This is a genomic window from Mycolicibacterium pyrenivorans (assembly GCF_025821625.1).
Classification (GTDB): Bacteria; Actinomycetota; Actinomycetes; order Mycobacteriales; family Mycobacteriaceae; genus Mycobacterium; species Mycobacterium pyrenivorans.
In genome coordinates this window covers 27,279-48,223 of sequence record NZ_JACKSH010000039.1, presented here as the reverse complement: position 1 = coordinate 48,223, position 20,945 = coordinate 27,279, and the positions used below count along the sequence as shown (strand labels likewise).

Annotated in this window: 25 protein-coding genes, 1 tRNA gene and 1 pseudogene; 15 read left to right on the top strand and 12 right to left on the bottom strand. The window is 68.3% G+C overall.

What is annotated here, in order from left to right:
• The first annotated feature begins 23 nt into the window (after positions 1-23).
• The 5 genes from H7I57_RS05875 to H7I57_RS05855 all read left to right on the top strand — a co-directional run bounded on the left by H7I57_RS05875 (position 24) and on the right by H7I57_RS05855 (position 4,709).
• The gene (locus tag H7I57_RS05875; protein ID WP_264022418.1) at positions 24-1,250 is read left to right on the top strand and encodes an Nramp family divalent metal transporter; all 1,227 of its coding nucleotides are present in this window, start codon (positions 24-26) and stop codon (positions 1,248-1,250) included.
• Positions 1,251-2,333, top strand: a complete 1,083-nt coding sequence (locus H7I57_RS05870; protein WP_264022417.1) for a poly-gamma-glutamate hydrolase family protein — start codon at positions 1,251-1,253, stop codon at positions 2,331-2,333. It abuts the gene before it with no gap.
• A 190-nt stretch (positions 2,334-2,523) separates the two neighbouring features.
• Entirely contained in the window at positions 2,524-3,255 is a 732-nt protein-coding gene (locus H7I57_RS05865; protein ID WP_264022416.1) for a DUF1365 domain-containing protein, read from the top strand.
• Positions 3,256-3,384: 129 nt separating this feature from the next.
• A complete protein-coding gene (locus tag H7I57_RS05860; RefSeq protein ID WP_308204317.1) occupies positions 3,385-3,966 on the top strand; it encodes a sigma-70 family RNA polymerase sigma factor in 582 nt (193 codons plus the stop codon).
• Complete coding sequence (locus H7I57_RS05855) at positions 3,963-4,709, top strand: anti-sigma factor (protein ID WP_264022413.1); 747 nt, start codon at positions 3,963-3,965, stop codon at positions 4,707-4,709. The genes H7I57_RS05860 and H7I57_RS05855 overlap by 4 nt, the downstream gene beginning before the upstream one ends.
• Here the strand turns inward: H7I57_RS05855 and H7I57_RS05850 are convergent.
• A complete protein-coding gene (locus H7I57_RS05850; RefSeq protein ID WP_264022412.1) occupies positions 4,706-5,803 on the bottom strand; it encodes a glutamate--cysteine ligase 2 in 1,098 nt (365 codons plus the stop codon). The two genes, H7I57_RS05855 and H7I57_RS05850, sit on opposite strands and share 4 nt — an antisense overlap.
• Before the next feature lie 119 nt (positions 5,804-5,922).
• On the opposite strand from H7I57_RS05850, the gene H7I57_RS05845 reads away from it, so the two are divergent.
• Positions 5,923-6,747 (top strand): LLM class F420-dependent oxidoreductase, encoded by an 825-nt coding sequence (locus H7I57_RS05845; protein WP_264022411.1) that lies wholly within the window; start codon positions 5,923-5,925, stop codon positions 6,745-6,747.
• A gap of 6 nt (positions 6,748-6,753) precedes the next feature.
• Here the strand turns inward: H7I57_RS05845 and H7I57_RS05840 are convergent, their stop codons facing one another.
• Genes H7I57_RS05840 through H7I57_RS05830 form a run of 3 tightly spaced genes read right to left on the bottom strand, consistent with a single transcriptional unit; the run spans position 6,754 to position 8,275 of the window.
• On the bottom strand, positions 6,754-7,023 hold the full coding sequence (locus H7I57_RS05840) for a cytochrome C oxidase subunit IV family protein (RefSeq protein ID WP_264022410.1): 270 nt from the start codon (positions 7,021-7,023) through the stop codon (positions 6,754-6,756).
• Positions 7,023-7,625 carry a cytochrome c oxidase subunit 3 gene (locus H7I57_RS05835; RefSeq protein ID WP_264022409.1) on the bottom strand — a complete coding sequence of 201 codons (603 nt, stop codon included), beginning with the start codon at positions 7,623-7,625 and terminating at the stop codon, positions 7,023-7,025. The genes H7I57_RS05840 and H7I57_RS05835 overlap by 1 nt, the downstream gene beginning before the upstream one ends.
• Entirely contained in the window at positions 7,622-8,275 is a 654-nt protein-coding gene (locus H7I57_RS05830) for a hypothetical protein (RefSeq protein WP_264022473.1), read from the bottom strand. Before H7I57_RS05830 ends, H7I57_RS05835 begins: the two co-directional genes overlap by 4 nt.
• 157 nt (positions 8,276-8,432) lie before the next feature.
• Here H7I57_RS05830 and H7I57_RS05825 point away from each other — a divergent pair.
• Positions 8,433-8,505, top strand: a tRNA-Arg gene (locus H7I57_RS05825).
• Positions 8,506-8,567: 62 nt separating this feature from the next.
• Here H7I57_RS05825 and H7I57_RS05820 read toward each other — a convergent pair.
• Positions 8,568-8,825: a hypothetical protein gene (locus H7I57_RS05820; protein WP_264022408.1), complete on the bottom strand. Its 258-nt coding sequence runs from the start codon at positions 8,823-8,825 to the stop codon at positions 8,568-8,570.
• A 96-nt stretch (positions 8,826-8,921) separates the two neighbouring features.
• Here H7I57_RS05820 and H7I57_RS33425 point away from each other — a divergent pair, with 96 nt between their 5' ends.
• Complete coding sequence (locus tag H7I57_RS33425) at positions 8,922-9,680, top strand: SPW repeat domain-containing protein (RefSeq protein WP_264022407.1); 759 nt, start codon at positions 8,922-8,924, stop codon at positions 9,678-9,680.
• A gap of 182 nt (positions 9,681-9,862) precedes the next feature.
• On the opposite strand, the pseudogene H7I57_RS05810 reads toward H7I57_RS33425, so the two are convergent.
• A pseudogene (locus tag H7I57_RS05810) lies at positions 9,863-10,686 on the bottom strand (aldo/keto reductase); the annotation flags it as partial.
• Between the two features lie 100 nt (positions 10,687-10,786).
• On the opposite strand from H7I57_RS05810, the gene H7I57_RS05805 reads away from it, so the two are divergent.
• Positions 10,787-11,296: an MmyB family transcriptional regulator gene (locus H7I57_RS05805; protein WP_264022406.1), complete on the top strand. Its 510-nt coding sequence runs from the start codon at positions 10,787-10,789 to the stop codon at positions 11,294-11,296.
• An 11-nt stretch (positions 11,297-11,307) separates the two neighbouring features.
• Here the strand turns inward: H7I57_RS05805 and H7I57_RS05800 are convergent, their stop codons facing one another.
• Positions 11,308-11,994, bottom strand: coding sequence for a GAF and ANTAR domain-containing protein (locus H7I57_RS05800; RefSeq protein ID WP_264022405.1), 687 nt, complete (start codon positions 11,992-11,994; stop codon positions 11,308-11,310).
• Positions 11,995-12,190: 196 nt separating this feature from the next.
• Between H7I57_RS05800 and H7I57_RS05795 the strand changes: the two genes are divergently transcribed.
• From H7I57_RS05795 to H7I57_RS05775, 5 genes are read left to right on the top strand one after another with little or no spacing between them, the layout of a single operon-like run.
• Entirely contained in the window at positions 12,191-13,408 is a 1,218-nt protein-coding gene (locus tag H7I57_RS05795) for an acetyl-CoA acetyltransferase (protein WP_264022404.1), read from the top strand.
• Positions 13,405-15,033, top strand: coding sequence for a carotenoid oxygenase family protein (locus H7I57_RS05790; protein ID WP_264022403.1), 1,629 nt, complete (start codon positions 13,405-13,407; stop codon positions 15,031-15,033). The genes H7I57_RS05795 and H7I57_RS05790 overlap by 4 nt, the downstream gene beginning before the upstream one ends.
• A gap of 30 nt (positions 15,034-15,063) precedes the next feature.
• Entirely contained in the window at positions 15,064-15,918 is an 855-nt protein-coding gene (locus tag H7I57_RS05785; protein WP_264022472.1) for a winged helix-turn-helix transcriptional regulator, read from the top strand.
• A gap of 39 nt (positions 15,919-15,957) precedes the next feature.
• On the top strand, positions 15,958-16,386 hold the full coding sequence (locus H7I57_RS05780; protein WP_264022402.1) for an isochorismatase family protein: 429 nt from the start codon (positions 15,958-15,960) through the stop codon (positions 16,384-16,386).
• A 53-nt stretch (positions 16,387-16,439) separates the two neighbouring features.
• Complete coding sequence (locus H7I57_RS05775) at positions 16,440-16,889, top strand: Hsp20/alpha crystallin family protein (protein ID WP_264022401.1); 450 nt, start codon at positions 16,440-16,442, stop codon at positions 16,887-16,889.
• Between the two features lie 67 nt (positions 16,890-16,956).
• Here the strand turns inward: H7I57_RS05775 and H7I57_RS05770 are convergent, their stop codons facing one another.
• Both H7I57_RS05770 and H7I57_RS05765 read right to left on the bottom strand, forming a co-directional pair.
• A complete protein-coding gene (locus H7I57_RS05770; protein ID WP_264022471.1) occupies positions 16,957-17,553 on the bottom strand; it encodes a GNAT family N-acetyltransferase in 597 nt (198 codons plus the stop codon).
• Positions 17,550-17,996: a hypothetical protein gene (locus H7I57_RS05765; protein WP_264022400.1), complete on the bottom strand. Its 447-nt coding sequence runs from the start codon at positions 17,994-17,996 to the stop codon at positions 17,550-17,552. The genes H7I57_RS05770 and H7I57_RS05765 overlap by 4 nt, the downstream gene beginning before the upstream one ends.
• A gap of 25 nt (positions 17,997-18,021) precedes the next feature.
• Between H7I57_RS05765 and H7I57_RS05760 the strand changes: the two genes are divergently transcribed.
• Positions 18,022-18,468, top strand: coding sequence for a cupin domain-containing protein (locus tag H7I57_RS05760; protein ID WP_264022399.1), 447 nt, complete (start codon positions 18,022-18,024; stop codon positions 18,466-18,468).
• On the opposite strand, the gene H7I57_RS05755 is transcribed toward H7I57_RS05760, so the two are convergent.
• The 3 genes from H7I57_RS05755 to H7I57_RS05745 form a co-directional block, all read right to left on the bottom strand.
• Entirely contained in the window at positions 18,458-19,186 is a 729-nt protein-coding gene (locus H7I57_RS05755; protein WP_264022398.1) for a 3-keto-5-aminohexanoate cleavage protein, read from the bottom strand. The two genes, H7I57_RS05760 and H7I57_RS05755, sit on opposite strands and share 11 nt — an antisense overlap.
• 15 nt (positions 19,187-19,201) lie before the next feature.
• The gene (locus H7I57_RS05750; protein ID WP_264022397.1) at positions 19,202-19,975 is read right to left on the bottom strand and encodes a VOC family protein; all 774 of its coding nucleotides are present in this window, start codon (positions 19,973-19,975) and stop codon (positions 19,202-19,204) included.
• Positions 19,976-20,048: 73 nt separating this feature from the next.
• Positions 20,049-20,942, bottom strand: a complete 894-nt coding sequence (locus H7I57_RS05745) for an amidohydrolase family protein (RefSeq protein ID WP_264022396.1) — start codon at positions 20,940-20,942, stop codon at positions 20,049-20,051.
• Positions 20,943-20,945 lie beyond the last annotated feature (3 nt).

Genomic DNA, 20,945 nt, shown 5'->3' with positions numbered 1-20,945 from the left:
TCAACCGGATGGAAGAGGGTGCGGTGACGCAGGACGTCCATCAGCGGACGCGGCCGGGTTGGCTCCTGCTCGGGCCCGCCTTCGTCGCCGCGATCGCCTACGTCGACCCCGGCAATGTCGCGGCCAACGTCAGCGCCGGCGCCCAGTTCGGCTTCCTGCTCGTCTGGGTCATCGTCGTCGCCAACCTGATGGCGTGCCTCGTGCAGTACCTGTCGGCGAAGCTCGGCTTGGTCACAGGCCTGTCATTACCGGAGGCCGTCGGGGCGAAGATGGGACAGACGAGCCGGCTGGCCTACTGGGTCCAAGCCGAATTGGTCGCCATGGCAACGGATCTCGCCGAAGTCGTCGGCGGTGCGATCGCGCTGTACCTGCTCTTCGACCTGCCGCTGCTCGTCGGCGGCGTCATCACCGGCGCGGTGTCTCTGCTGCTGCTCGTCGTGAAGGACCGGCGCGGCCAGCGCACGTTCGAGCGCGTCATCACCGGCCTGCTACTCGTCATCGCGGTCGGCTTCCTCACCAGCCTGGTGGCCGCGCCACCACCGATCGACGAGGCCGCCGCGGGGCTGATACCGCGGTTCGACGGCGCCGAGAGCATCCTGCTGGCCGCCGCGATGCTCGGCGCCACCGTGATGCCCCACGCCGTCTACCTGCACTCCGGCCTGGCACGCGACCGCCACGGCCACCCCGACGCCGGCCCGGCGCGACGGCTCCTGCTGCGCGCCACCAAATGGGACGTCGGCATCGCGATGTTGGTCGCCGGCGCGGTCAACATGTCGATGCTGCTGGTCGCGGCGACGAACCTGCAGGGCATGGAGAACACCGACTCCATCGAGGGCGCTCACGACGCCGTGCAGGGCACCCTCGGGCATACCGTCGCCCTGCTGTTCGCGATCGGCCTGCTGGCATCCGGGCTGGCGTCGTCGTCCGTCGGGGCGTACGCGGGCGCGATGATCATGCAGGGGTTGCTGCGCCGGTCCATACCCCTGGTGGCGCGCCGGCTCATCACGCTGCTGCCGGCCCTGGTGATCCTGGCAGTCGGCATCGACCCGAGCCGGGCGCTGGTGTTGTCGCAGGTCGTGCTGTCGTTCGGGATCCCGTTCGCGCTGATCCCGCTGGTGCGGCTCACCGCCGATGCGCGCCTGATGGGCGCCGACACCAACCACCGCGTCACCACCGCCCTGGGCTGGGGTGTTGCCGGGGTCATTAGTCTGCTGAACGTGGTCCTCATCTACCTGACCCTCACAGGCTGAATGTCGCGGCTGCGAGAAGGCGGGCACGCCTACTTCGCGTACGGGTCCAACCTGTGCGTGCGGCAGATGGCGCACCGGTGCCCCGATGCGACCGATCCGCGCCGTGCCACGCTGGCCGACCACGACTGGTTGATCAACGAACGCGGGGTCGCCACCGTCGAGCCGTTCACCGGTAGCGAGGTCCACGGCGTGGTGTGGCGACTGTCCGACCGGGACCTCGCCACGCTCGACAGCGCCGAGGGCGTGCCGGTGCGCTACCGCCGCGATCGGCTGACGGTGCGCACCGACGAGGGTCCGGCCCCGGCCTGGGTCTACATCGACCATCGCGCCGAACCCGGCCCGCCGCGGCCCGGCTATCTGGAACGGATCCTCGACGGCGCCCGCCATCACGGGCTGCCGCACCGGTGGATCGAGTTTCTCGAGCGCTGGGATCCCGCCCGCTGGCCCCAACGCCGGGATCACTCCGATTCCGCTGCACCGCAGAGCTTCTCCGAATTGCTCGCAGACCCCGCGGTGGCGGAGGACAGCACCCTGCGGTCGCGGTTCGGCTTCCTCGCCATCCACGGTGGCGGGCTGGAGCAGATGACCGAGGTGATCGCCGAACGCGCCGCCGACGCCGCAGCGGCATCGGTGTACGTGGTGCGCCACCCAGATCACTACCCGCATCACCTTCCGTCCGCGCTCTACCGACCCGGCGAGTCCGAGCTACTCGCCGAGTTCCTCGATCACGTCGACGTCGCGGTGTCGGTTCACGGTTACGGCCGCCTCGGCCGCAGCACGCACCTCCTCGCCGGCGGCCGCCACCGAGCGCTCGCCGAACATCTCGCGCACCACATCGACGTCCCCGGCTACCAGGTGGTCACCGACCTCGACGCGATACCCCGCGAACTACGCGGCATGCACCCCGACAACCCGGTCAACCGGGTGCGCGGCGGCGGTGCACAGCTGGAGCTGTCGCCGCGGGTGCGCGGCCTCGGTCCCCGCAGCGGCATACCCGGGGACGACGGCCTGTCCCCCGCCACCTCCGCGCTGGTGCAGGGACTGATCGCCGCCGCCCGCTCGTGGAAGTCGGAATTCGCCTAGGAAGACACCCATCCGCCGGTCCCGCCGCTCCGAATACGGCTATGTGGAACTCCTACGCCCAGCAAACCGGTCGACCGCCGTCGTCGGCGACACCGAACCGTACGGAACGCGTTGCCTCCCAGGAATTCCAGGCGATGCGGCGGGACGCAGGCCGGTCGGCGGAAGGCTTCGGCGCCGAGGCGGTGGCGAGATGACCGCCGCGTTGTACCGGACCAGGATCACCCATCTGCGCCGCGCACCGGTGCACCACTATTTCGAACACCGCAGCTACAGCTGGTTCGTCGACCTCGACGCGCTGCCGCGGCTGCCCCGCTGGCTGCGGCCGTTCGCCAAGTTCGATGCCCGCGATCATCTTTGGGGGGACGACGACGACACCTTGCGCGGCCGCGTCGATGCGTTCCTCGCCGACAAGGGAATCAACCTGCAGGGCGGCAAGGTGACCGCGCTGATGCACGCCAGGGTGCTCGGTTACGTCTTCAATCCGCTGAGCATGTACTGGTGCCACGACGCCCGTGGTGTGCTGCGCTACGTCATCGCCGAGGTGCACAACACCTACGGCGGGCGCCACGCCTATCTCCTTCCGCCGTCCGAGGATCGGCCCGCGATGGTGCCCAAGGAGCTCTACGCGTCACCGTTCAACGGCGTCGACGGGCACTATCTCGTCCGGGCGCCCCACCCGGACGACCAGTTGGACGTCACGATCTCGCTGCACCGTGACAATCAGCCCGCCTTCGTCGCCACCATGCGGGGCACCAGGAGACGCGCAGGCATCGGCCAGATCGTGGGGCTGCAGATCGTCGCGCCGATGGCGCCGTTGATGAACACGCTGAGCATCCGCGTGCAGGGAATCCTGCTGTGGCTCCGACGAGTGCCCGTGGTGCCTCACCCGAGCGCGGAACGGGAGAAGGTGCGGCAACCGTGACCATCGACGTTCCCGCGACACTCGCCGGGCGCGCTCACCGGGAAGCAAATGGGCGACTTGCCGGGACTTCTGCGAATACCGTTCGCGCACATTATTTTTCATGGCGACCCCCGCGAAGTCCCGATTAACGTGACGACGTTGCCGCTGGTGGCTAGGCTACCGCTCGTGACCGCCGAACTCGACGCGCTCCTGCGCCAGGTGGCCCGGAGGGACGTCGACGCGTTCGCAGCCTTCTACGATCAGACCCGGTCCAGGGTGTTCGGCCTGGTCACACGGGTGTTGCGTGATCCCGGGTACAGCGAGGAAACCACCCAGGACGTCTATCTGCAGGTGTGGCGCAGCGCCGACAGCTACGACCCGTCGGCCGGTTCAGCGCTGGCCTGGCTGATGACGCTGGCCCACCGGCGCGCGGTGGACCGGGTGCGCTCCGAGCAGGCCGCCAGCAACCGGGATTCCCGCTACGGCGCCGCCAACGTGGACCTGCCGTCGGACCACGTCGCCGACGCGGTCATCGGCAGCGACGAGCGTCGTCAGGTCACCGAGTGCCTGGGGTCGTTGACCGACACGCAGCGGGAATGCATTCAGCTCGCGTACTACGAGGGGCTGACGTACGTCCAGGTGTCCGAGCGGTTGTCGGCCAACCTCGCAACCATCAAATCGCGGATGCGTGACGCCATTCGCGGCCTACGCAGGTGTCTGGGGGTGGCATGACCGAGTCCACCGGACCCACCGGACCCGCCGGAGCCGACCTGTTGTCGTTCGCGACGCCCTACGCGCTGCACGCGCTGACCGACGCCGACCTCGCCGACATCGACCGCCGCCTCGGGGACGTGCCCCCCGACACCTCGGAGGCGTTCGCCTCCGAGGTGCGTGCCGTGCGGGAGACGATGGCCGTCGTGGCGGCTGCAGGCGCGGTCGAGCCGCCGGCCCGGCTGCGGGCCCAACTGCTCCGCCGCGTCGCCGACGAACCCATCCCGATGAGACGCCCCGAGAGTTCCGACCGGTCCAGGCGCTGGGCCAAGCCGGTGCTTGCCGCGGCGGCGACCGTGGCGATCGGGCTCGGCGCACTCGGCGTCGGCCTCGCCCTGCGGCCCGGCGCGCAGGCACCGTCGACCGCCGATCAGGTTTTCGCCGCGCCCGACGTGCGCACCGTCTCCGGGGAGATCCCGGGCGGCGGCATCGCCACGGTGGTGTTCTCCCGCGAGCGGGACTCCGGCGTCCTCGTCATGAACAACGTGCCGCCACCGCAGCCGGGCACCGTCTACCAGATGTGGTTGGTCGACGCCGACGGTCCGCACTCGGCCGGGACCATGGACGCGGAGGCCGTCGCACCGTCGACCACCGCGGTGCTCCCTGACCTCGGCTCGTCGCAGGCCCTGGCGTTCACCGTCGAACCGCCCGGAGGGTCGACGCGGCCCACCAGCCCGGTGTTCGCCGAACTGCCGCTGACCTAAGGGGCTTCCAGCGTCGCCGCCGCGGCGGCGTCGAGCACATCGCGGACGTCGTGACGACGAGCCCATGCCCGCCGCTGCCGCATGGCGCCGTTGCCGAGCTGCGCGACCCGGGCCAGGCCCGTCGTCACCAGCTCGTGGTCGCCTGCGGCCTCCAGGGAGGGCCGGACCCGTTCGACGAGCCCCTCCAGCAGGGTCAGCGCGGGCGCGAGCGCGTGGCTCTCCAGGTCGATGCCGTTGCCGTCGAGTCCGTCGCGAGCGGCTTTCCAGTACGCGGCCTTGAGGGCATACGGCGCCAGCGGAAGCACCGGCAAACCGAGTTGCTCGTCGTCCAGCGCCGTCATCACGCAGCCCCGGACCAGCGCGGCGAACAGCACCGTCTCCGCCACCGTCGCCGGGACGTCGGCGACGCGCACCTCCACCGTCGGGAAATCCTCCGACGGCCGCACATCCCAATAGACCATGCCTTCGTCGCGGATCACGTCGGCGCGGCACAACATCCGCACCGCGGCGTCGTACTCGTCGGCGGAATCGAAATGCGGCGGCGGGCCGGCGCTGGGCCAGCGCGCCCACAGCACGCTGCGCCAGCTGGCATGCCCGGTGTCGGCGTTGCGGTAGATCGCCGAGTTGGCGGTCAGGGCCAGCAACAGGGGCAACCAGGGCCGCAGCCGGTTGCTGACCGCGATGGCGACGTCGCGGTCGGGGACGGCGACGTGCACGTGGCAGCCGCAGATGCCCTGCTCGTGGGCGATCATGCCGAACCTCTCGCCGATGTCGCGATAGCGGGGGGTGTCGGTGATCGGGAACTCTTTGGGCAGCGTCGGCGGAAGCCCGACGGCAAGCAGTTGCGCCCTCGTCCGCTCGGCGGCGTTGGCGGCGGTGCGCCGCAACCGAACCAACTGTTCACGCAACTCGGCGGTGTCGGTGACGACGCCGGATGTGGTCTCGACCTGACAGCTGGTGAGTTCGAGCTGCAGTTCGACGCCGTGCTCGGCCGCGCGGTCGGCGACCGCCCTGTTGCGCGCCATCGGGGCTCCGGACGCGGGATCGACGAGAAGGAACTCCTCCTCGACGCCGAGTGTGGGGATGTTGGGCATGACAGAAAACTGATCCGGCCCGTCGGATAGTTCGACGACGGGCCGGATCGGGGGAACAACTTGATTGGCTTAATGCCCAGGGCGAATCGGGTCCAAACATCGCGCCTACGATCGGGTTCGTGGCCAAGGATCTTCGGTTCGGCGTCGGAGTCATGCGCGGCACGTCGCGCCCTGCTCTGGAGGGGGCGGCGCGTCGAGCAGAGGATCTCGGCTTCGACGTCATGCACGTCCCGGACCACCTGGGCGGCCCCGCACCGTTCCCGGTGATGACGACCATCGCGATGGCGACGTCGAGGCTACGAGTCGGCACGTTCGTGATCAACTCGGCGTTCTATCGGCCTGCCCTGCTGGCGCGCGACGTGGCCGCGCTGCGTGACCTCACCGAGGGTCGCTTCGATCTGGGGCTCGGCACCGGCTACGTCAAGGAGGAGTTCGACGCCGCCGGGATTCCGTTCCCCAGCGCGGGCGAGCGCGTCGACCACCTGCGTGCGACGACCGAGTACATGGCCGAGCACCTGCCCGATGTGCCGATCATGATCGCAGGCAACGGCGACCGGGTCCTGCGGATCGCGGCGCGGTCGGCCGACATCATCGGGCTCACCGGAGGGGACCGAGCAGCGACCGCCGACGGGGATCCGCTGGCCGATCGGATCGCCTACGTCCGCGAGGCAGCCGGTGAGCGCTTCGACGCCCTCGAGCTCAACATCGCCGTCACCGCCATGCCGGTCGACGACTCCGCGATGCCCGACCTGACGATTCCCCGTCACTTCCTGCCCGGTCTGTCCGACGAGGAGCTGGTGCGGCACCCGGGGGTGCTGTCGGGGTCGACCGACGAGATGGCCGACCGGATCCGCCGGTACCGCGATGTCTACGGCATCAGCTACGTCACCGTGCAGGACCGCCACGCCGAGGCGTTCGCGAAGGTGATCGCGCTACTGAAGTAGCGCCCTTCACAGCCACAGGTACAGGCCGGACAGCAGCGCCCACATGCCCACGCAGTAGCACTCGAAGGCGGCGCGCAGCGGGATCGGGGCGTGGCGCAGCTCCATGAAGTCGAGCCCGACGTAGCGCACCTTGATCGCGGCGATCGCCAGAACCACGACCGCGACCATCGAACCGGTGCCGTGTTCCGCGCCTATCGCCCACGACAGCACGGTGGCCGCGACGAGCAGCAGCCACGTGACGGTGGCCCGGGTGCGCAGCAGGTTCGTGATCGTCATCAGCTCACCAGGTACAGCAGTGCGAACAGGAAGATCCACAGCAGATCGACCAGATGCCAGAAGCAGGCCGCACCTTCGACCAGCGCGGTGCGGGTGGAACCGAGTTCGGCGCGCCGGGTCTGGGTGAGCACGAAGGTCAGCGCGGCCAGGCCCAGGCAGACGTGGAACAGGTGCAAACCGGTGAGGATGAAGTAGTAGAGGTAGAAGGGGTCGGCGCCCGGTCCGTGTCCGGCGGTGGCCAGCGAGACGTACTCGAACACCTTGAGAGCGATGAAGACCAGCCCGCAGGCGATCGCCGCGGCCACGGCGCGGGTGGCGATCGCCCTGGCGCCGGAGCGCATCGCACCCAGCGCCAGCACCACGAACAGCGAACTGGTGAGCAGGACGAGGGTGTTGAACACACCGACGCCGATGTGCAGCGTGGTCCTGGCGGTGTCGAACGTTCCGGGCGTCGCAGGAGACCCTGCCCGCTCGACCAGGAAGGTGACGAAGAAGGCGCCGAACACGAGCATGTCGCCGAACAGGAAGACCCAGGTGCCGCTCTCGCCGGGGATTCGCCGCGGGTCTTGCGGCGGCGCGGGTGACTTGACGGTCTCTGTCACGCCAGTTGGGCCTGCTCTGCCTTGATGGACTTCAGCATCACCGCGGTGGTGGAGAAGAGCCACACCACCAGGACCAGACCCGGTATGTAGAACGCGAATACGCCGTTCCAGGCCAGCGGGCCGTCATTGAACACGACGACCACACAGCCGGGCAGCGACAGCGTGGCCACCCACAGGTTGAGGTAGCCGTACCAGCGCGGAAAGGTCGGCGGGTCGGCCTTGTCGACGAACGACGCGATCGCCAGGGTGATGTTCTGGACGATGATGGTGCCGACGATGCCGATGAACCACAGCCAGAACACGTCGTTGAGCGCCTGGGTGAGTTCGGCGGAGCGCTCTTCGGGTCGGTAGGCGGCCACGCCGAGGAAGAACTGCGGGAACAGCAGCGCGGGCACGAAGATCGTCGCGGCCATCAGCTGGGTCATCGACAGCATGCCCCAGCCGCCTTCGGCCCGGCGGATGCGCAGGACGATGGCGGCCAGGAACGGGAGGGCCAGCACCGCGCTGAGCAGTGCGCCGGAGACACCGAACCGGATCCACAGCTTGTGCTCGACGAAGAACGCAGCGATCTCGTCGGCGGGGGCCGCCGGTGACAGCGGCGGGAAGAGTTGTGCGATTCCGGAGAAGCTGGCGCCGTAGAGAAGGATCATCACGGTGCCCGACCAGGCGCCGATGCGTTGCAGTGTCAGCTCCACGGCTGGCACGCTACCGCCCGCGGCAGATGTTTTGACACTTTTGCCATAACCTGATCAGGCTCCGTTGTCGTTGTGGGGCTTTCCCATCTGCCGGGTAAGCTGCCAGCGGTCAGCCCCCGTAGCTCAGGGGATAGAGCACGGCTCTCCTAAAGCCGGTGTCGCATGTTCGAATCATGCCGGGGGCACTGATTTTCCAGCTCAACGGTGTCGTCGGTCGCTCCTACTGCGCCGTCAGACTGCCCGATCGTCACTTATTCAACACTTTTGACGGCGACCTCGTCGAGAACGTCAGCGATGCAAGAGCAAGGTCGCCACCGTCATCGGATAACCATGCGAACTCATTTCGGCTGCGCCAAGCGCCGCGCGCACTTTCGCCCACGTCGCGTTGAAGTTGTCGGGACCGCGCCACCGCCCGTGGATGACGGGAGATCATCGGCTGTTCGCTGACGAACGCCCGGCCCTTGCGGTCTTCGAGCACCTTGACGCTGAACTTGGGGAGCGTCACGGTCCGCAGACCGGACTCGGTCTTCGCCCTATCTTCGCGTTTCAGGTACCCCGTTGGTCCCTAGCGTTCTGACGACAACGGTGTTAAGTGTTACTTGTGAATTCGAAGACCTGGATCGGTTGGGCTGCAATAGCCATCGGCGTATGCGCCGTCGTGTCGGCGTTCGCCGTCAGTTCGACTCAGGCGGGACAGGGATTCGCATTCGGCTTCGGCGCCTTCATCGCCTTCTTCGGGGCACTGTCAGTCCTCGCCCACAACCGGACCCCCGATCACTGGGGCCTGCTCCTCGTCGGCCTGGCCATGTTCACCGTTCCGTTCGTTGGCAACCCCTACAACTTCGACCGGGGGGCCTCCTGGACGTGCTGGGTGGCTGGGGGCCTCGCCATAATCCTCGGTGGCTTCGCCTGGACGCATGACAGAACGCCGACCGAGTACGGCATCACCGAGTTGGGAGACAGCCAACAGCTGCGACACCCCTGGAGTTTTTTGATCGGGCGGATGGCATTGATCATCGGTCTCGCCAGCGTGCTTCTGGGTATCGCGTTCCGCTCGACGGCAGCCGGAACCGCAGTCACCATCGGTCTGGGCGGGCTGATCGCCGTGGTCGCCGTCTGGTCACTGCTCGCCTCCGAGCCCACCCACAACTTCCTGACGCTCGGCATCACGGGATTCGCACTGTTCTTGTCTCCCTGGGTGGCTGGGTTCACCGCGGACAGCCTCGCATGGACGGCCTGGGTGGCTGGCGCCCTTGCCACCGCGCTTGGCGTGGTGGGATACCTGCGAGATGAGCGCCTGGACTTCGCAACCGCCGTCCGCGACGATTCGGCTGAGCGGTATCGCAGACGGTTTCGCTGACGCAGCTCCGGGAAACGTCCCGCTCCCCTTCATCTGAGAAGTTGTCGGCGGCGTGGGTGCCGTCGGTACTCCTCTGCGCGGTTTGTGCCGTCCGCAGTGCGTCCACACTAGTTCCGCGTGTCAACGTGCTCGGCGATTATTCGGCTGCAATGATCGAGAATCGGTGGTGCTCGGTGTCGCATGATCAACGGCACGATGTCGCGCCCGCGCGAGGCCACCCACGCGATCGCCGACTGGGCGACGGTGATTCCGAGTTCGTCGGCGACACCGCGAAGCGCCTCGACCAGCACCAGGTTACGGTCGAGATTGCCTCCGCAGAAGCGTGGTCCAATGCTGCGCGAGTCTCCCTGTCCTCCAGATGATTTCGTCCAGTGGCCACTGATCAGCCCGCGCGAGAGAACCCGTAGGCCGTCACGCCGATACCGAGTTCGCGGCAGGTGTCGAGGATTCCGTCCTCGATTCCGCGGGAAGCCAGCGAGTACTCGATCTGCAGGTCGCTGATCGGCCTGACCGCCGCCGCGCGACCGATCGTGTCGGACCCGACCTCCGACAGTCCGATGTGGCGCACGTAGCCGGCGTCGACGAGTTCTCCGATGGCGCCGACGGTGTCCTCGATCGGCACGGCGGGATCCAGGCGTGCGGGCCGGTAGATGTCGATGTGGTCGGTGCCGAGACGCTGCAGCGTGTACGCAGCCGCGGTCTTCACCGCCGCAGGACGGGCATCGAAGCCGTGCCAGGATCCGTCGGTGCCGATCTGGGCGTCGACCTTCACGCTGAGTTGGCAGGCGTCTCGCGGCACGTCCCGCAGGGCGTCTGCGAGAAGCTGTTCGTTGTGTCCCATGCTGTAGAAGTCGGCGGTGTCGAGCAGCGTGATGCCCACCTCCAGCGCGGTACGCACGGTGGCGATGCTCTCGCCGCGGTCCGCTTCGCCGTAGGCCCCAGACATTCCCATGCAGCCGAGGCCGATCGCCGATGTCGTCAGAGTTCCCAGTGTCTTTGCTTGCATGCGGCCAGTGTTCGTCGAAATGCGCAGCGCTACCACGACCCGTTCGACCAGGGACTCCGACTCCCTGTCTGCGCGACCTCCGGTCGGTGACAATGGGCTGATGGATCGCGACGGGATGGCGGCGTTCGTCTGCTCGGACACCTACATCCTGCTGGCGCAGAACACGCTGTCGAAGGCGCTGACCCGTGAGAGTGTCGGCGACGGAACGGGATTGGCATCCAGCATAGCCTGGAAGTGGCTCACCGATCCCCGCATCCGCGAGGCGGCACCAGCCGCTGACCACGACGAGCACGGCCGCACCATGGTGGCCGACCTGCGGGCCGCGTGGGCACGCAGGCGCAACGACGCCGACATGCGGGCACTCGTCGGCGGCCTCCTGGAGCGCAGCACCGAATTCGCCGAACTCTGGGCGCGTCATGAGGTGGCAGTCCGGCGGATGCAGCGAAAGACGTTCCTGACGAGCGTGGGAGCGATCACGCTGGACTGCGAGGTGCTCGCGACCGCGGACAACCAGCATCTGGTGGTGCTCACCCCGCCTCCGGGTTCGTCGGCGCTGGAAGACCTGCGACTCCTCGCCGTGGTCGGAGACCAGAGCGTCGATTCACGCTGAACAGCGCGCGGTCACTGCCCCCGCGTCTCGATCACCCTCGCCGCGACCTCGGTCAACCGGGTGTTGCTGTCCTGCGACAGCTTGCGCAGCATGTCGAAGGCCTTGACGTCGTCGACGTTGTAGCGCTCCATGATGATGCCCTTGGCCTGCCCGATGCGGTCCCTGGTGGACAGCGCGGACTCCAGCTGCTCGTTCTGCCTGCTGGCCAGGATGGCCGCCGCGGCGTGCGCCGCCAGCACCGCCCCGATCGTCTCCGCCTCGGCGTCGAACGCATTCGGCTCGAACGCGAACAGGTTCAGCGCGCCGGCGGTCTGGGAGCTCGTGTAGAGCTTGAACGACACCCCACTGAGCACTCCGAGCTCGACGGCGGCGGCCGAGTACATCGGCCAGCGTTGCTCGGTGCGGAAATCGTCGCTGCGGACGATGAGGTCGTCGAGGGCAGCCTGCACGCAGGGCCCCTCGCGATATTCCATCTGCAGCTCGTCCAAGCGATGAGGTAGGTCCGACGTGGCCGCCAGCGACTCGAACCTGCCTGCCTTGCCGATCAACAGCACCCCCGCGGCGTCCACCCCGGGGATCAGCTTCTTGGCCTCGGCGGTGACGTCGGACAGCACGTCCTCGACGCGCCGCGGCGAGGCCACCGTACGGGCCAGCTCGGCCATCCTGTGCGCCAGATCGTGGTTCAGCGATTCGGTCATACCGCCCACAATCCCCCATGCCGCCCGCGGAGTACACCTGACAGGTGTTTGCGGTGCCCCGGCGTGGGCAATGCAGCCCTGAGACAGATGTGACGGTCGACCGTCACCTCTGTCAGGTTCCGTCGGTTCAGACCTGCAGCCGGCGGGGCCGTCCCCCTCCTTCAGTCACTCTGTTAGTTGTAGTACCGTGCTGGGCATGGGTGCGCCGCACGTATGGATTCTCGGCGGATATCAGAGTGATTTCGCTCGCAACTTCGACCGAGAGGGTCTCGGCTTCGCGGACCTGACCAGCGAAGTCGTCGAGAATGCGCTTGAAGCAGCGCGTGTCGACGCCGCCGACATCGACGTCGTGCACGTCGGCAACGCCTTCGGCGAACTGTTCACCCGTCAGGGGCACCTCGGGGCCATGCCGGCCACCGTGAGCGACGGACTGTGGGGCACCCCCGCGCTCCGCCACGAAGCCGCGTGCGCGTCGGGAAGCGCCGCGGCACTGGCGGCGATCGCCGACCTCCGCTCCGGCGCGTACCGGACGGCGCTCGTGGTGGGGATCGAACTGGAGAAGACCGTGCCAGGGGACGCCGCGACGACGATCCTCGGCGCGGCGGCGTGGACCGGCCACGAAGGCCAGGACGCCAGGTTCATGTGGCCGCACATGTTCGACAGCGTCGCCGCCGAGTACGACCGCCGATACGGTCTCGACGAGACCCACCTGAGAGCCATCGCGGAGCTCAACTTCGCCAATGCCCGGCGCAACCCGAAGGCGCAGACCCGCGACTGGGCCGTTCCCACGCCGCTGACCGACGACGAGGTCCAGAACCCCGTCATCGAGGGCCGGCTGCGGCGCTTCGACTGCAGCCAGATCACCGACGGCGGCGCGGGCGTCGTGCTGGTCAGCGACGACTGGTTGCGCGACCATCCCGGGGCTCGGCCCCTCGGCAGGATCGACGGCTGGGGCCACCGCACCGTCGGCCTCGGCCTGCGCCAGAAACTCGACCGTTCCCGCGATGAGCCCTATGTGCTCCCGCACGTGCGCACGACCGTCCTCGACGCCTTCGACCGCGCTCGCATCACCCTCGACGACGTCGACGGGTTCGAGGTGCACGACTGCTTCACTCCAAGCGAATACCTGGCGATCGACCATATCGGGCTGACGGGCCCCGGCGAGTCTTGGAAAGCCATCGAGAACGGTGAGATCGACATCGGCGGCCGCCTGCCCATCAACCCCAGCGGCGGCCTGATCGGCGGCGGTCATCCCGTCGGAGCCACCGGGGTGCGGATGCTGCTGGACGCGGCCCGGCAGGTCAGTGGCACCGCGGGCGACTGTCAAGTCGAAGACGCAAAGATGTTCGCAATACTCAACTTCGGTGGCAGCACCGCCACCACCGTCAGCTTCGTCGTCGGGAGGACACCATGAGGCTTCACACCCACCCCGAGGTCGTCGGCAAGTTCTTGTCCACCTTGCCCGAAGATGACGATCACCCCTACCGCACCGGTCCATGGCGACCTCAGACCACCGAATGGGACGATGACGACCTCACAGTCGTCGCGGGTGAGATCCCGCCCGATCTCGACGGTGTGTACCTGCGCAACACCGAGAACCCGTTGCACCCCGCGCTGAAGTACTACCACCCGTTCGACGGTGACGGGATGCTGCACATCGTCGGATTCCGCGACGGGAAAGCCTTCTACCGCAACAGGTTCGTCCGTACCGACGCGTTCAACGAGGAGAACGCGGAAGGCGGGCCGCTGTGGCCGGGCATCGCCGAACCCGTCGAACTCGCCCGCCGCGACTACGGCTGGGGCGCAAGGACTCTGATGAAGGACGCGTCCTCGACCGACGTCGTCGTGCACCGGGGAACCGCACTGACCAGTCACTACCAGTGCGGTGACCTCTACCGCACCGACCCGTGCACCGGTGCCGCCCTCGGCAAGGAGGACTGGCGCGGCGCTTTCCCGTCCGACTGGGGGGTGTCCGCCCACCCGAAGGTCGACGACCGCACCGGCGAGCTGCTGTACTTCAGCTACAGCAAGGACGCCCCCTACATGCGATACGGCGTCGTCAGCGACGCCGGCGAGGTGGTGCACCGTGTCGACGTCCCGCTGCCGGGGCCGCGGTTGCCGCACGACATGGCGTTCACCGAGAATTACCTGATACTCAACGACTTTCCGCTCTTCTGGGATCCGGCGCTGCTCGAACACAACATCCATTTCCCCAAGTACCACCACGACATGGCGTCCCGGTTCGCGGTCATCCCGCGCCACGGGGACACCTCGCAGATCAGGTGGTTCGAGGCCGACCCCACGTATGTGCTCCACTTCCCCAACGCCTACGAGGACGGCGACGAGATCGTGCTCGACGGGTTCTTCCAGGGCGACCCCCAGCCCGCCGAGGGATTCGACAACGGGATGAGCCGCAAGTGGCAGCAGGTGTTCCGGGGCCTGTCCCTGGACGGCATGCAGACCCGGCTGCACCGCTGGCGCTTCAACCTGGTCACCGGGCAGGTCCGCGAAGAACAGTTGTCGGACAGCATCACCGAATTCGGCATGATCAACGCCGGATTCGCCGGGCGCGACTACCGCTACATCTACGCGGCGACCGGAAAGCCCGGCTGGTTCCTGTTCGACGGCCTGGTCCGCCACGACCTCGCGACCGGCGCCGAGGAACGTTTCGGCTTCGGCGACGGTGTCTTCGGCAGCGAGACGGCGATGGCGCCCCGGTCACATGTCGCCGCCGGAGCGGCTCCGCGGTCACATGTCGCCGCCGGAGCGGCTCCGCGGTCACATGTCGCCGCCGGAGCGGCTCCGCGGTCACATGTCGCCGCCGAAGACGACGGCTACCTGGTGACCCTGACCACTGACATGGGCGCCGACGCGTCGTACTGCCTGGTGTTCGACGCGGCCCGGCTCGGCGACGGGCCGGTATGCAAACTCCAGCTGCCCGAACGAATCTCGAGTGGTACCCACTCGACGTGGGCGCCGGGGTCCGACCTCCGTCGCTGGCGGGAGACCGACAGCGCAGCCGCCGCGATCGGCCTCTAGTTGGTGCAGCCGCCCAACGCCGTGGCCCGAATGCTCGGGCTGCTCGGCGACGAATGGACGCTGCTGATCATTCAGCGGGCGCTCCTGGGCGCAACCCGCTACGGCGAATTCGGCGCCGCGCTGCCGGTGTCGAACTCGGTGCTGACCGCCCGACTGCAGTCGCTGACCGCCGAGGGGCTGCTCGACCGCCGTGAGTACCAGACCAACCCGTCGCGTTCGGAGTATCTGGTGACGCCGCGGAGCAGGTCGCTGTGGCCGATGCTGACCTCGATCTGGGAATGGGAGCGCCGGTGGGTCCCCGGCCACTCCCCGCCGCTTCCGGGCATGCGGCACCGAGCGTGCGGTGGTGACTTCGCACCACGAGTCACCTGCAGGGCATGCGATGCCACGGCGAGCGGGAACGACGTTGTGGCGCAATGGGGCCCGAGCGGCTCCTGGGAACGGTCCATTCCGGCCACCACCAACCGCCGCCGATCGGGTGGTCGCCGCTCCGGTGCGGGGCTGCTCTTCCCGCAGACCATGAGCGTGATCGGCGACCGGTGGGCGTTCGCACTGCTGGTCGCCGCGTTCGTCGGAATGGCCAGGTTCACCGACTTCCAGTCTCAGCTGGGTGCTCCGCCTGCCACAGTCGCCGACCGGTTGTCGGTGTTCACCGGCGAAGGCATCCTCGTCAACGCCGACGGCCGGTACGGGCTCACCGAAAAAGGCGGCGCGTTCTTCCCGGTCCTGGTGACGGCGCTGCAGTGGGCGCAGCGGTGGTACCCGGACGCCGAGGGCCCTGCGGTGGTCCTGACGCATACCGGGTGCGGCCGCAGGTTCGTCCCGGTTCTGGTCTGCGACCAATGCTCGACCGCGCTACGCGGTGCGCACGTCATTCCGGTGTAGCGCACCAAAGGCCGTGTGCCGACAAGCCACAATGCAGGTATGACCACTTTGCATAACCGGCCACACAGCGCGCTGCTCGTCGTCGACGTGCAGAACGACGTCGTCGACGGGGCGCACCGGCGCGACGACGTCGTGGCGAACATCGCCGCCCTCGTCGAACGTGCGCGGCGCGAGGACGTTCCCGTGGTGTGGGTGCAGCACAGCGACGACGACCTCGCCAGGAGCAGCCACGGGTGGCAGATCGTGCCCGAACTGTCACCCGGCGAGGACGAGGCATCGGTGGAGAAGCACTACGGAGACTCGTTCGAGGACACCGGCCTGGAGCGCGAAGGCGCACCAGGCCGCGCCGGGGCGCACGGCGGGGACCGCCACCACCGACGAAGTGAGGCTGAGACCGGATCCGTAAATCGGTCGAAATTTTTCTGGCACTCCCCGGTGGGGAGTGCTAATCTCGCTGGTGCACAGTGATTTGACTGCCCGCCGAGGTGGTGGGCTCTGAGTGACATAGGAGGTGGATTACTGTGCTTCGCTTTGATCCGTTCAATGACCTTGATGCCGTGACCCGGGGTCTGCTGAGCAGTCAGACCGGATCAACTCGCATCCCCCGGTTCATGCCGATGGACCTGTGCAAGATCGATGACCACTACCTGTTGACCGCCGACCTGCCCGGTGTCGATCCCGGATCGGTCGACGTCAACGTCGACAACGGCACCCTCACGATCTCGGCGCACCGCACCGCGCGCTCCGAGGAGTCGGTGCAATGGCTGGCCAACGAGCGGTTCTTCGGCACCTACCGCAGGCAGTTGTCGCTGGGTGAGGGCGTCGACACCTCGGCGATCTCCGCGACCTACGAGAACGGCGTCCTCACCGTGACCATCCCGCTCGCCGAGCGGGCGAGGCCGCGCAAGATCGACGTCGCCCACTCGGCGTCGCAGAAGTCGATACGACCGACGACCGTCGACTCGGGATAGCGGGCGGTCGAGTCTGCGGGCAGATCGCAAAGCGCCGAATCCCGCGATCTGCCCGCAGGCTTGCGGCTCAGGAGTTGCGGCCCAGCCGGAACTGCAGGTTGTTGCGCACCGCGGGCCATTCGATGTCGAGGATCGAGTAGACGACGGTGTCGCGGCGCGAGCCATCGGGCAGGATCTGGTGGCTGCGCAGCACCCCGTCGAGCTTGGCGCCCAGTCGCTCGATCGCGGACCGGCTGACCGAGTTGAAGTAGTGAGTGCGGAACTCCACTGCGACGCAACCCAACTCGTCAAAGGCGTGACCGAGCATCAACAGCTTCGTCTCGGAGTTGATCCCGGTGCGCCGCGCCGAGGCGGCGTACCAGGTGTTGCCGATCTCGAGCCGGCGGTTCGGGCCGTCGACGTTCATGTAGCTCGACGAGCCGACCAGCGAACCGTCGCGCCCGCGTACCACGAACGTCAGGCCCGTGTCGGGTGCCTGCAGCGCCAGCCGCATCTCGACCCAATCCCTTGCCGCACCTGCCTTCGGCGCGCCGGTGAACCACAGCCGGCCCAGCTCACCGTCGGCGGCCACAGCCTCGATCTCCGGAACATGATCGTGGGCAAGGGGTTCCAACGTCACCCAGCGGTCACCGGTCAGCGTCACCGGCTCGACGAAGCCGCTCACGACGTCCCACGGGTGGCCGCCGCCGAACTGCTCCAGGCCGCCAGCATCGCCCACACCGACAGCAACGCCGCGGCCGAGGCGACGGCACCGCCGACGTAGAGCCCGTAGCCCGCCGATACCGGCGGGTACACGTAGAGCCGGTAGAACCAGACGGCGAGCACCACCAGGATCACCGAAATCGCCAGCGCCGCCGTCGAAGCCATTCGCGCGGAGATCCCGCGGGCCGACATCGCGCCGGCGACGGCCAACGACGACGCGAGCAGCACGACGAACTGACCAACCCCGAACCCGGGCGGCGGCACCGGCATGGCACCGGCGATCCCGCCGATCGCATTGGCGCGCCCGCCACCGTCGGCCGTGGAGGTCAACCACGGCAGCCACGCACTGACCGCAACCGCCAACGCACACAGCGCCACCAGCCAACCGGGACGCACGCGAGCCATGCGATGAGCCTACTAGGGTGAACGGATGACCGATCTTCCGGAATGGGCGCGTCGGCTGGACCTCTCCCCGCATCCCGAGGGCGGCTGGTTCCGGGAGACATGGCGCAGTGGGCAGACCATCCCGCAGTCGGCCCTGCCGCCGGACTATGCCGGGTGCCGCGACGCGGGCACCGCAATCCTGTTCCTGCTCATGCCGGGTCAGCAGTCCGCGTGGCACACGGTGCGAAGCGCCGAGTTGTGGCTGTACCACTCTGGTGGTCCGCTGCTGCTGGAGGTCGGCGCGACGCACGACACCGCCACCACCCATCTGCTGGGGGCCGACATCCTGGCCGGCGAGAGCCCGCAGTTCGTCGTCCCACCAGGGCACTGGCAGCGGGCCCGGCCGCGCGATGACCAGCCGTGCCTGGTCAGCTGCGTGGTGGTGCCGGGGTTCGACTTCGCCGACTTCGAGCTCGGGGCGCCTAGCGACTGAGCAGGTCGACGGCGGCCGACACCAGCGCGGCGTTGCCGGCAGCGGTGGAACCGTCGGGCAGCGACAGGGAGTCCTCCATCCCGATCCGGGTCTGCACCCCCCGCACACCCGCGTGTTCCAAAAGCGGCCAACAGCTTTCGTCGAGTCCGTGCAGCAGGATCGGCGCCGGTGAGCCCGCCGCGGTGACCAAGGCGAGCAGTTCGTCGGCCGTCGCGACGTCGCCGTCGGCGCCCAGTTCGATCATCACGCGCATGCAGTGCTGTGCGAGGTCCGAGGCCGCCCAGGACTGAGCCGCGTCGGCGTGGAAGATGCCGACCTCCACCCCGAGGCCGCGGCGCAGCAGCAGCCTTGCCAGCTCGGGGGACCCCGGCTCATGCCAATTCAGCGAGGCGAAGTCGGGCAGAACGCTCCAGCCCTCGACGGCCCGCAGCCGCTGCCGCGCGTCGGACAGCGCCCAGAACCCCGTCGTCACCCCGAGGGGCAGCCCGGGCACGGCGTGCCGGACTGCCGCCACCGCGGCGTCCACCTCCGCGGGCAGCAGCGAGTCGACACCGTCGACGTTCTTGGGATGCATGTGCACCGCTTTGGCGCCCGCCTGGTGCGCGGCCGCCGCCTCGGCGGCGAGCTGCTCGGGGGTGACGGGCAGGTTCGGATGCTGGTCCGGGGTGCGGGCACCGTTGATGCATGCCTTGAGGTAGATCTTCGGGCTCGGGGGCATACCCCCAATCTTGACCTACGAGTCGAGACTGGACAGGTTGAAGCCGGCTCCCGTCGGATCGGCCACCGCCGCCAGCCGTCCATAGGGCGTGTCCTCGGCGGCGCGGGCGACGCTGCCGCCGTTGTCGACGATCAACTGAACGGTCTTGTCGACGTCGTCCGCGCCCAGGAAGAACGTCCAGGTCGACGGCGCGCCTTCGGGGATGAACGCGGTGCCGTCCATCACGCCGAGAAGGGCTTCACCATCGAAAGTCGCTGTGCTGTAGCGGAACTCGTCGTTGTCGGAGACGGTCTCGGTCTGCCAGCCGAAGGTGTCCCGGTAGAAGTCCAGCGAGCCGGCGTAGTCGCGCGTGGTCAGCTGGAAGTACGCCGGCGCCCCCGCCTCGCCGACGACCTCGAAGCCGCGGTGCCCGGCGGGCTGCCACAACCCGAACACGGCGCCGGCGGGGTCGGTCAGCATGCCCATCCAGCCCTTGTCCTTGACCTCCATCGGCCCCATGCACGCCGCCGCGCCCAGCGCCGTCGCCTTGTCGACGGTGGTCTTGATGTCGGCGGTGTGCAGGTAGGTGGTCCAGCCGTCGGGGGCGTTCCACCGGGGATCATTCTGCATCAGTCCGGCCACCGGCCGTCCCTGCGAGAAGGCGTTGACGTAGCCCCCGTATTCGGGGCCTGCCGACTCGAAGGTCCAGCCGAACACCGCGCCGTAGAACTCTTGGGCACGGGCGACGTCGGAGGTGGCCAGGTCGATCCAGATCGGTGCGCCGGATGGCGCGGTTTCGCGGACGGGCATCGGTACTCCTCGGGTAGCGGGGGCGGTCACAGGGGCAGACCGGCGCCACCGCGAAAACTCATCGCCCGCGCGGTCAGGAGGTGAGGCCCAGGACCCGCAGCGCGTTCTGTTTGTAGATCAGGGGTAGCACGGCCGGGTCGACGTCGAGGGTGTCGAAGTCGCGGCGCCACCTGTCCATCTGGATGTACGGGTAGTCGGTGCCGAAGAGCACCTTGGTGCGCAGCTGCCGCGTCATGGCGTGCACGAGCTGCGGGGGGAAGTACTTCGGCGACCATCCGGACAGGTCGACGTAGACGTTCGATTTGTGGGTGGCGATCGAGATCTGCGCATCGACCCACGGCACCGCGGGGTGGGCCATCACGATCGTCAGCTCGGGGAAGTCCGCGGCGACGTCGTCGAGCAGCATCGGATCGGAGTAGCGCAGCTTGATCCGGTGCCCGCCCGGCAGGCCGGCCCCCATGCCCGTCTGCCCGGTGTGGAACAGCGCGGGCACGCCGGCCTCGGCGATCGCGGTGTAGATCGGGTAATGCGACCGGTCGTTGGGTTCGAACGCCTGCATGCTGGGGTGGAACTTGAACCCCTTGACCCCGAAGTCGCGGACGAGTTCGTGCACGCGGTGCACGGCGTGCCGGCCCTGCCACGGGTCGACGCTGCCGAACGGGATCAGCACATCGTTGTTGCGCGCGGCGCCCGCGACTAGGTCCTCGATGGAGTTGGGTGCATGCCGCATGCCGTGACGGGCGTCGATGGTGAACACCACCGCCGCGGTGTTGCGTTGCCGGTAGTGGTCGGCGACGGCATCCACGCCGGCCGTCACGCCCGGCGTCATCTTGAAATACCTGCTGGTCGCCGCGACGAGCACGTCGTCGTACGCCCTGTGACCGTGGCTGTCCACCTCGACGTGGGTGTGGACGTCGATGGCCTCGACACGGTCGAAATCGATGCCGTACTCGTACCTGTCCCCCACGCG